This window comes from Microbacterium sp. UBA1097 (assembly GCF_002313585.1).
Classification (GTDB): Bacteria; Actinomycetota; Actinomycetes; order Actinomycetales; family Microbacteriaceae; genus Microbacterium.
Window position 1 is genome coordinate 1 of sequence record NZ_DCBW01000039.1, and the last position, 9808, is coordinate 9808.

General features: G+C 70.9%; 9 protein-coding genes. 4 read left to right on the forward strand and 5 right to left on the reverse strand.

Translation table 11 applies throughout. From position 1 onward, the window contains the following. The first annotated feature begins 56 nt into the window (after nt 1-56). The gene (locus B4F19_RS09610) at nt 57-1967 is read left to right on the forward strand and encodes a heavy metal translocating P-type ATPase (protein WP_195691664.1); all 1911 of its coding nucleotides are present in this window, start codon (nt 57-59) and stop codon (nt 1965-1967) included. Nucleotides 1968-2076: 109 nt separating this feature from the next. Further along, complete coding sequence (locus tag B4F19_RS09615; protein ID WP_195691663.1) at nt 2077-2802, forward strand: VIT1/CCC1 transporter family protein; 726 nt, start codon at nt 2077-2079, stop codon at nt 2800-2802. A gap of 23 nt (nt 2803-2825) precedes the next feature. On the opposite strand, the gene chrA is transcribed toward B4F19_RS09615, so the two are convergent. The 3 genes from chrA to B4F19_RS09630 are packed head-to-tail and all read right to left on the reverse strand — an operon-like array spanning nt 2826 to nt 6151. After that, on the reverse strand, nt 2826-4043 hold the full coding sequence (gene chrA, locus B4F19_RS09620) for a chromate efflux transporter (protein WP_195691662.1): 1218 nt from the start codon (nt 4041-4043) through the stop codon (nt 2826-2828). A 33-nt stretch (nt 4044-4076) separates the two neighbouring features. Beyond that, the gene (locus B4F19_RS09625) at nt 4077-5459 is read right to left on the reverse strand and encodes an FAD-dependent oxidoreductase (protein ID WP_195691661.1); all 1383 of its coding nucleotides are present in this window, start codon (nt 5457-5459) and stop codon (nt 4077-4079) included. Continuing rightward, nucleotides 5456-6151, reverse strand: coding sequence for an aquaporin (locus B4F19_RS09630; protein WP_195691660.1), 696 nt, complete (start codon nt 6149-6151; stop codon nt 5456-5458). The genes B4F19_RS09625 and B4F19_RS09630 overlap by 4 nt, the downstream gene beginning before the upstream one ends. Nucleotides 6152-6198: 47 nt before the next feature. On the opposite strand from B4F19_RS09630, the gene B4F19_RS09635 reads away from it, so the two are divergent. Together B4F19_RS09635 and B4F19_RS09640 are read left to right on the forward strand one after the other, a co-directional pair. Further along, nucleotides 6199-6876 (forward strand): helix-turn-helix domain-containing protein, encoded by a 678-nt coding sequence (locus tag B4F19_RS09635; RefSeq protein ID WP_195694251.1) that lies wholly within the window; start codon nt 6199-6201, stop codon nt 6874-6876. A 5-nt stretch (nt 6877-6881) separates the two neighbouring features. After that, nucleotides 6882-7541, forward strand: coding sequence for an arsenate reductase ArsC (locus B4F19_RS09640; RefSeq protein ID WP_228178110.1), 660 nt, complete (start codon nt 6882-6884; stop codon nt 7539-7541). Nucleotides 7542-7864: 323 nt separating this feature from the next. Here B4F19_RS09640 and B4F19_RS09645 read toward each other — a convergent pair whose 3' ends face one another. Next, nucleotides 7865-8914, reverse strand: a complete 1050-nt coding sequence (locus tag B4F19_RS09645; protein WP_195691658.1) for a zeta toxin family protein — start codon at nt 8912-8914, stop codon at nt 7865-7867. Beyond that, nucleotides 8911-9228 carry a hypothetical protein gene (locus B4F19_RS09650; protein WP_195691657.1) on the reverse strand — a complete coding sequence of 106 codons (318 nt, stop codon included), beginning with the start codon at nt 9226-9228 and terminating at the stop codon, nt 8911-8913. Before B4F19_RS09650 ends, B4F19_RS09645 begins: the two co-directional genes overlap by 4 nt. Nucleotides 9229-9808: the final 580 nt, after the last annotated feature.

A 9808-nucleotide genomic window follows, 5' to 3' on the forward strand; every position in this document is an offset into this window, starting at 1 on the left:
ACCTCCCTGGGCAGTACAGCTAGCGGCGAGTGCAGCAGTCGACAAGGCTGAGACGTATGCGCTTGCTGCGGCCGCTGTGGCGATACCCGATCATCTCGGTCACCGTCGTGGTGCTCGCCGCGGTCGTGGTCCTCCACGCCGTCGGAGCGGATGCGGTGGGACGGTGGACGGCGACGGCCTACGTCGGAGCGTTCGTCGTGTGGACGCTGGTTCGGATGGTGCGTGATGTGCTTCGCGGGCATGTCGGGCTCGACATCCTCGCGGTGGTGGCGATGGTCGCAACCCTCGCCGTGGGCGAGTACATCGCGTCGCTCATCATCGTTTTGATGCTCTCCGGCGGTGAAGCGTTGGAGGACTTCGCCGCCCGGCGGGCCAGGCGCGACCTCACCGCGCTGCTGGACCGATCGCCGCGCACCGCGCATGTTCTCACTCACGAGCATGCGTCGGACTCGGACGAGGTGCAGGATGTCGCGGTCGAGCACGTAGGGATCGATGATGTGCTGCTGGTGCGGCCGGGCGAGATCGTGCCGGTCGACGGCATCCTGCTCACCGAGAGCGGCACGTTCGACGAATCGTCGCTCACTGGGGAGAGTCTGCCGGTGACTCGTGAGGCGGGCAGCGACGTGCTCTCCGGCGCTATCAACGGGAACCGGGCGGTGCGGATCCGGGCGGTGCGGCGCAGCGCGGACAGTCAGTACCAGCAGATCGTCGCGCTCGTGCGTGCCGCGGAGGACTCGCGTGCGCCCGTCGTGCGGCTCGCGGATCGGTTTGCGATCCCCTTCACGGCCGTCTCGCTCGCCCTGGCCGGCATAGCGTGGGCGGTATCGGGCGATCCGACGCGCTTCGCTGAGGTGCTGGTGCTAGCGACGCCGTGCCCGCTGCTGATCGCTGCACCGGTCGCGTTCCTCGGCGGGCTCTCGCGGGCCGCGAAGGCCGGCGTGATCATGAAGGGCGGAGGTGTCGTAGAACAGCTCGCCCGAGTGCAGTCCGCGGCCTTCGACAAGACCGGAACGCTGACGCAGGGCCAGCCGACCCTCGTTGACGTTCGCCCTGTCGGCGGCTTCGAGGCGGGCGAACTGCTGCAGCTCGCCGCGTCTGCTGAACAGTACTCGTCGCATGTGCTCGCAGACAGCATCCGCCGGGCCGCGGTCGAGCGCGGCATCGACCTTCTCGCGGCCGAGGAGGCCAGTGAGGTCGCCACGAATGGTGTGACCGCGGTGATCGGGGGGCGAACGGTCGTCGTGGGGAAGCCCTCCTACGTCGCGTCAGTGGCGGCCGACACGGTGCGCGCAGACCTGACGACGGGCGAGGCCGCGGCCTACGTCGCCATCGACGGCCGGTTCGCCGGCGTCCTCGTGCTCGCCGACGATCCCCGCCCGGAGTCCGTCGCGGTGGTGTCGTGGCTGCGCGCGAACGGTGTCGAACGGATCGTCATGCTCACGGGAGACACTCGTGCGACAGCCGAATCGATCGCGCGGCAGACCGGGATCGACGAGGTGCATGCCGAGCTCCTTCCGCCAGAGAAGGTTCATCTCGCGGCCGACCTGCATCCACGACCCGTGATGATGGTCGGCGACGGGGTGAACGACGCCCCGGTGCTGGCCGCCTCCGACATCGGCGTTGCGATGGGCGCGAAAGGCGCGACCGCGGCCGGCGATGCCGCTGACGTGGTGATCCTTGTCGACTCGCTCAGCAAGGTGGTCGACGCCGTGTCGATCGGGCGGCACACGCTTCGCGTCGCGCTGACGGCGATATGGCTCGGCATCGGTCTCAGCGTGGTCCTCATGGTCATCGCCATGACGGGCGCCATCCCCGCCGTCGCCGGCGCTCTCACGCAGGAGCTCGTGGACCTCGCCACGATCCTCTACGCGCTCCGCGCGCTGGGCGGCCCGCCGAGCGGACTCCCCGCTGCCGCACCGCCGCCGTCACGCCGATCCGACACGGAGTCCGACTCGCACCGCGTGTGACGCTCTGAAACCCGAGCACCACGACTGGAATCTGCGGGCGAAGAGCCGAGGTGCAGGGTTGCCTCTCCTTCCTGGCGGCAGGAGAACTACCGAACTACCGTGAGGAGCCGTGACGACGCAATCCCCTCCATACCGGCATTCCGGCGAGCCTCACGCAACGGGGCTCGCGCAGCGACTCAACTGGCTGCGCGCAGGAGTGCTGGGAGCGAACGACGGGATCGTGTCCACGGCGGCGGTCGTCGTCGGTGTCGCCGGAGCGACAGCGGAGGTCACGCCAGTGTTGCTGGCGGGGGCCGCGGCCCTGGTCGGCGGGGCTATCTCAATGGCGCTCGGCGAGTACGTCTCGGTGTCCAGCCAGCGGGACAGCGAGCGGGCTCTCATCCAGAAGGAGCGGCGCGAGCTGGAGGAGGATCCCGAGGTCGAGCTCGAGGAGCTGGTCGGGCTCTACGAGGAGCAGGGCCTCACCCCCGGAACCGCCCGCCTGGTGGCGACGGAGCTGACCGAGCGCGACGCGCTCAAGGCCCACCTGGCGCTCGAGCTGAACATCGACCAGGAGGACGTCGTCAGCCCCTGGCACGCCGCCTTCGCCTCGCTGATCGCGTTCACGATCGGCGCCGTGCTGCCGCTGCTGACGATCCTGCTGCTGCCGCACCCGGCGCGCATCGTGTGGACCTTCGTTGCCGTGCTCCTCGCCCTGGCGGTCACCGGATACGTCGCGGCCTGGATCGGCGGCTCTCATCGGTGGCGGGCCGTGGTGCGCCTGGTGATCGGCGGTGCGCTCGCCCTGGGAGCGACCTTCCTGGTCGGCTCCCTGTTCGGCACGGTCGTCGGCTGAGGCGGCGCGGACTCACCCCTTGCTCACAGTACGGCCCAGCCGATGAGGCCCGCGGCGATGACGACCGCCCACGCCGGCGCCTTCCACGAGGTCAGGGCGACGAACCCGGCGGCGGCGATCCCGAGGGCCGCGACCGATGTGACCCCTTCGGTGAACACCGGCGTGTAGAGCGCTGCGGCGAGGATCCCCACCACGCCGGCGTTCACGCCCATGAGCGCCCGCTGCGCGAGTGGAGCGCGACGCAGCCGGTCCCAGAACGGCAGCACCCCGACCACGAGCAGTGTCGCGGGGAGGAAGATCGCGACCAGCGCGATCGCGGCGCCGAGCAGCCCGGACGGCGGGCTGGTAGTCGCGGCGCCGAGGTAGGCGGCGAAGGTGAACAAGGGACCGGGGACCGCCTGCGCGGCACCGTAGCCGGCGAGGAACACGTCGTGGTCGACGAGGCCGGTCTGCACGGTCCCGGCCTCCAGCAGCGGCAGCACGACGTGACCGCCGCCGAACACGAGTGCCCCAGCCCGGTAGAACACGTCGAATAAGCGTACCGCCCCGTTCTCAGTGGCGGACACGAGCAGGGGGAGGCCCGCGAGCAGGATCACGAAAAAGGCCAGGCTCCCGATCGCGGCCCAGCGAGGCACCCGCACGACGAATGGCTCCGACTCCGATGCCGTGGCGGCCTGCGGGCGCAGCCACACCAGCCCGACGACTCCCGCGGCGGCGATCACGGCGACCTGTGCGAACGCGCTCGGGACGAGCAGGACGACGATCATGCCCGCCACGGCGATCGTGGCCCGCTTCGCGTCCGGGGTGAGGGTTCTCGCCATGCCCAGCACGGCGTGGGCGACGACCGCGACCGCGGCGGCCTTCACCCCGTGAATCCATCCGGCGCCGGACAGGTCACCGAGCGCCGTGACCCCGTAGGCGAACGCGACCAGCAGGATCGCCGACGGCAGGGTGAACGCCGCCCACGCCGCCAGCAGCCCGCCGAACCCTGCGCGCTGCAGCCCGATCGCCATGCCGACCTGACTGGATGCGGGGCCGGGCAGGAACTGGCACAGCGCCACCAGGTCCGCGTAGGCGCGGTCGCCCAGCCACTTGCGCCGCTCCACGAACGCCTCGCGGAAGTACCCCAGGTGCGCGACCGGGCCGCCGAAGGAGGTCAGTCCCAGGCGCAGGAACACGAGGAACACCTCTCCGACCGTGCCGGGGTGGCGGCGCCCGCCGGTCGAGGGGGAAAGGCTCATCGCGCTCAGTCTGCCCCAGTCACTTGACGCTCACTAGACCAGCACCCTGGCATTCGCGGCCGACCACGCCTGCGCCGCGAGCTGCACGGCATCCCACGGAGAGCCGAGCGGCGGGGTGTAGGAGAGGTCGAGGTCATCGAACTGCCCGATGGTCAACCCGGCATAGAGGGCGGTGGCGAAGGTGTCGACCCGCTTGGCGACCTCGGTGCCGCGCCGCCCGACGAGCTGCGCGCCGAGCAGACGCCCGTCGCCGGTGTCCCCGGTGATGCGGAAGTGGATCGGGTGGGCACCGGGGTAGTACCGCTTGTGGTCGTCCGCGGCCGCGGTGATCGTTGCTGCCGCGTAGCCGGCGGCGATCGCCTCGTGGTCGCGCAGGCCGGTTCGGGCGGCGACGAGGTCGAAGACCTTGACGACCTGGGTGCCGACCGACCCCGCGAAGGCTCGGTCGCCGCCGAGAGCATTCTCTCCTGCGATGCGGCCCTGCTTGTGCGAGGTCGTCCCCAGCGGCAGATAGGTCGCGCCGAGGAGGCGGTGATGCGTGATGATGCCGTCGCCGGCGGCCCAGACGTGCGGGAGCCCGGTGCGCATGTGCTCATCGACCACGACGGCGCGGCCCGCGCCGAGGCTCGCTCCGGCCTGCTCGAGCAGCTCGGTGTTCGGCCGCACCCCGACGACCACGAGCACGAGGTCCGCGGTCTGTGCGAAGGGCTGCCCGTCGCGGGTGCCGGTGACGGTGAGCCCGACCGGGGTCTTCTCGATCCCGGTCACGGTCGAGCCGGTGACGACCTCGACGCCATGCGTCGTGAGTTCGTCGCGGACGAGGGCGCCGAGCTCGGGGTCGAGGGTGGAGAGCACTTCGGGTCCGCGCTGGAGCTGGGTGACCTGCATCCCGCGGGTGATGAAGGCTTCGGCCATCTCCAGGCCGACGTAGCCGGCGCCGACGATGATCGCAGACTGCGGCTGCCGGGTAGTGAGGTCGTGGTCGAGGGCGAAAGTGTCACCCATCGAATGAATGACATGCACCCCGTCCTCCGGGGTCAGCGCATCGAGGCCGGCGATGCCGGCGTGGGACGGGAGCGCGCCGGTGCCGACGATCAGCTCGTCGTAGGCCAGATCCTCGAAGATGCCGTCCGGGGTGCGGACAGTGAGCCGCTGCCCGGCGACGTCGATGCCCGTGGCGAAAGTGTTGAGCCGCAGCCGCATCCCGGTGGCCTCCAAGTCAGCGCTCGTGCGGTGCGCGAGCGACTGCCACGGGGCGACCTCGCCAGTGAAGTAGTAGGGGATGCCGCAGATGGAGAAGTTCGGGTACTCGTCCGCCACCACCACCGTCACGTCGGTGGTCGGGTCGAGTTCGCGGGCACGGAGCGCGGCGGAGATACCGGCGTCGGAGCCGCCGATGGCGATCAGATGGGTCATGGCTGGGCCTTTCGATTCGGGAACAGCAGGAACACAAGCCCGACGCCGACGACCGCGCCGACGACCTGGGCGGCGAGGAACCACAGCGCGGAGGTCGGGGCGATGCCGGCGAAGGTGTCGGTGAAGATCCGGCCGATGGTCACGGCGGGGTTGGCGAACGAGGTGGACGAGGTGAACCAGTACGCGGCGCCGATGTAGGCACCGACCGCCGGGGCGACCAGCGCCGCGCGGCCGGTGCGAGCCAGGGCGAAGATCGTGAGGATCAGCCCGGCGGTGGCGACGACCTCGCCGAGCACCTGCCCCGGTGCCGCCCGGTCGGTCACCGACAGCGCGGCCGGCACGGCGAACATGAGGTTCGCCAGCAGCGCCCCACCGATGCCGCCGACGATCTGAGCGCCAGCGTAGACGGCGATCTCGCCGCCGCCGTGCCGTGCGCCGAGGGCGCGGTCGGCGAGGGTGACGACCGGGTTCAGGTGCGCGCCGGAGACGGGCTGGAAGATCAGGATGAGGACGGTCAGGCCGAGCGCGGTGGCGATCGAGTTCTCCAGGAGCTGCAAGCCCACATCGCCGGGCGAGAGACGCGAGGCGGCGATGCCGGAACCGACCACGACCGTCACCAGCAGGCCGGCGCCCAGCAGCTCAGCGGCAGCACGCCGCCACAGCGGGACGGCCTCGGTCGTGGTGGTGTTCATCGCTGCCCATCTTGACGAATCCGGTTCGCTCAGTCAAACTTGAGGTAATGAACATTGAGGAAACTTGCCTTGCGGGTCGGGTCGCGCGGTATGCGGCGCTGGCCGATCCTGTGCGGCTGCGGATCGTGGACCTGCTCACCCTGGGCGATGTCGCCCCGGTCGAGCTGCAAGGCGAGCTGGGTGTCTCATCGAGCCTGCTCGCCCATCACCTGAACCAGCTCGAACAGGCAGGGCTGATCGTGCGGACGCGGTCGGAGGCCGACCGGCGCCGCACCTACCTCCACCTCGCGCCCGGCGCGCTCGACGGCCTCACCCCTTCCCCGATGCTCGGGGTGCGGCGGGTGGTGTTCGTCTGCACCGGCAACTCGGCCCGATCCCAGCTCGCCGCTGCGCTCTGGCACGGCAGCAGCGATATCCCGGTGGCCTCGGCCGGCACGCACCCGGCCGCGCAGATCGAGCCGGGCGCGATCGCCGCCGCGGACCGACACGGCCTCACCCTGCGAGCCCGCGCCCCGCGCGCGCTGGACGACGTGCTCGGCGCGGACGATTTCGTGGTGACCGTGTGCGACACCGCGCACGAAGAACTCGGCGACGCCGGCTGCGTGCACTGGTCGGTGCCGGACCCGGTGCGCGACGGGACGGACGCCGCCTTCGACGCGGCGTTCGAGGACATCGCCGCCCGCATCCAGAGCCTCGCGCCCCGGCTGACCACGACGAAGGGATGACGACGATGCCAGACGAGCACGAGCGCCACGCGACGATCACCATCGACCAGGAAGCGGGCCTCGCCACCAGCGCCGAGCGCCTGACGCGGGAGTTCGAGGGCACCTTCGGGCGGGAGACGATCGACCGTTTCCTGCACGCCTCCTACACCGACCTCGCCGCCCGTGCGACGGTGCCGACCTATCTGCCGCTGCTGACCGAGAAGTTCGCCCGGCAGCGGCTGCGCGCGCTCGCCAAGGTCGACGGGATGCACCTGACGGGCACGCCGACCGTGCTGTTCCTGTGCGTCCACAACGCCGGCCGCTCGCAGATGGCCCTCGGCTTCTTCCAGCACCACGCCGGCGACCGGGCGATCGGCTGGTCCGGCGGCTCCGAGCCCGGCGAGCAGATCAACCCGGTCGCCGTTCAGGTCATGGCCGAACGGGGCATCGACATCGCCGGCGAGTTCCCCAAGCCCTGGACCGACGAGATCGTGCGGGCGGCGGACGCGGTGATCACGATGGGCTGCGGCGACGCCTGCCCGATCTTCCCCGGCAAGCGGTACGAGGAATGGACGCTACCCGATCCCGCGGGCTGGACCCCGGACGGGATGCGGCCGGTGCGCGACGAGATCGAGCGCCGCGTGCTGAACCTGCTGGCCGAACTCGGCGTCCCCTCCCGCGCCTGACAGTCGACTTCCACAAGCACCGGACCCGCTCCCTGCCAGTCGCGGGGTCGGGGCGGAGGCCGCAATGCCCGAACCGGCTTGTGACATCCGGCGCGATCGCGCAGACTCGGGTATCGGGTTTGGCGGCGTCTCGGCAGGCTCGTTCTCATGTGCTACCGACCGCGTAGGTCCGTGAATCCTGAGGGAGTTGTCCACGCGGCCACCCGGCGACTCGCCCGTGTTTTACGGGCCAGAACGTGCTTTCGTGATCCGGCGGGGACAGGGGTGTCGAACAGTTCTACTCCCACGTCGTCGTCGTGAGTGGGGGAACGATAGGCGTCTTCTCAGCGTCCGATGCTCGGTGGTTCGTTACCGGGCGCGTCACGCGACGGAGCTGGACGATAGGGCGGGAGTGAGCGCCGAAGGGTCTGCCCGATCCGTCCGACGATCCCCGGCGGCTCGGGCACGGCGACCTTCAGTGCGATCCGGCGGTGGGTCTGCTGCTCTTCCAGCGCCCGCACGTCGGCACTGGGGTCGGAGGCGGCCAGCTCGATCATGCGGGCGGCGTCGTCTTGCAGCCGCCGGTAGGCCGACGCGGTCCTCGGACTGAGGTAGCCGCGCCGGGCGTGAGCGGCGCCGAATACGGCGCCGTAGTCCGCGAGCCAGGCAACGGCCTCGACCGGGGTGAGCTCTCGGGTCTGCTCGCTGCGCAGCACCTCGGCCGCGTGGGGCTCGTGCTCCCATGCGCCGGATTCGGTGCGGCGGTTGTCGTAGAGGCGGCGGTCGCGGGTGTAGACCTGGATGCGGGCGACGGCGGGCAGGGCCTCCAGCGCGGCCACGACCTCGGGTGAGCCGGCCAGCGCCGTCTCGTGCGCCTCGGGCGGGGTCCAGCGGCCGACCTCGCCGCGCCGGGCGCGCAGGAACCGTTCTTCCGCGGCCAGGCGCGACACCGGGGCGGGCATGGCGACGGCGACGACCTCGACCCGGTAACCGGCCTCCGCGAACCGGGCCGCGGTGTCGATGACCATCGCTGGATCGCGGAAGGTGCCTTCCAGCAGCACCGGGTAGCCGTGCTCGATCGCATGGTCCAGGGCGAGGCGGATGAGCCCGCTGGAGGTTGGCGCGGTCGCGGCCGGCATCGCCAGCGGGTCGTTCACCGCGAGATCCCGGTAGCCGGGGTGGTAGGCGCGCAGGTCATCCCCGGTGATGGACACCAGCTCGGGGTGCTCCGCGAGGATCGCCGCCTGCGCCCTCGTCTTGCCCGCGGCGGGCTGGCCGCCGAGCAGTACCAGGAGCCGGTCGCCGGTCGGGACCGGCGGGAAGATCGCCTGCCGCGCGGTGGCGTCGAACACCTGCCGCAGCCGCGCCTCGTCGGAGGCGACGGGTTCGGTCACGCGATCCGGCGGCTCGCCTGGCCGGTCAGGGCGTCGATCTCATCGAGCCATGCCTGCTGCTGGGCGATCAGCCCGAGCCGGTCGTCGGGGTCCAGCGCCGTGCGCTGCTGGTTCACCAGGCGCACCCGCGCGGCCCAATACTCGCGCTCGCGCTCGTCGGTCGTGGCGAGCTGCCGTTCGATCAGGACGGAGGCCAGGGTGGTCGCGCCCTGGGCGGTCATGTCGTAGAGGGCCACATCGCTCACGCGGGGCTCGTCGTCGTACCAGGCGCGCAGGGACTCGGCCGGGATCGCGCTCGGAATCGTCACGCTCATGGGATCACCTCTGCTTCGTCGTTGCTCATTCTACCTCCCCGGTCCGCTCCCGCCCCGGACCCGCTCCCTGCTGTTCGCGGGTCGGGACGGAGGGTGCAACATCCGAGCGCAGCGACGTGGTGTTGCGGCATCCGCCACGACCCCGCAAGCTGGTAGAGCGGGTCAGGCGCGGGAACGTGAGTTCGCTACTCGGCACACTCGGCAGGCGCGCAGAGGCACCAGGATTACCCGCCTCTGGAGGGGCGCAAACGTGGCAACATTTTGGCAACGAACGCTGACGACAGGACTTTCCGCGACGCACTCGACGCACGCGGAACCCCAGTAAACACAGGGCAGAACCGGGTCGGGCACGCAGTTCCGGGGGAGCCTATTCCCCTCTCACGGCGGTAACGCGGGTTCGAATCCCGCTGGGGTCACCAACACACGAAAGCCCGGTCTCGTACCGGGCTTTCGTGCGTTCGGGATGCCTGTTGTTGTCTCGCAACTTATCCGGGTTGGGCCCACGCCGCCGGAGGCTCCGCGAGGCGCGCAGCGGCTCGCGGAGTGGCGGCGGGGAGAATCCCGCTGGGGTCACCAACAC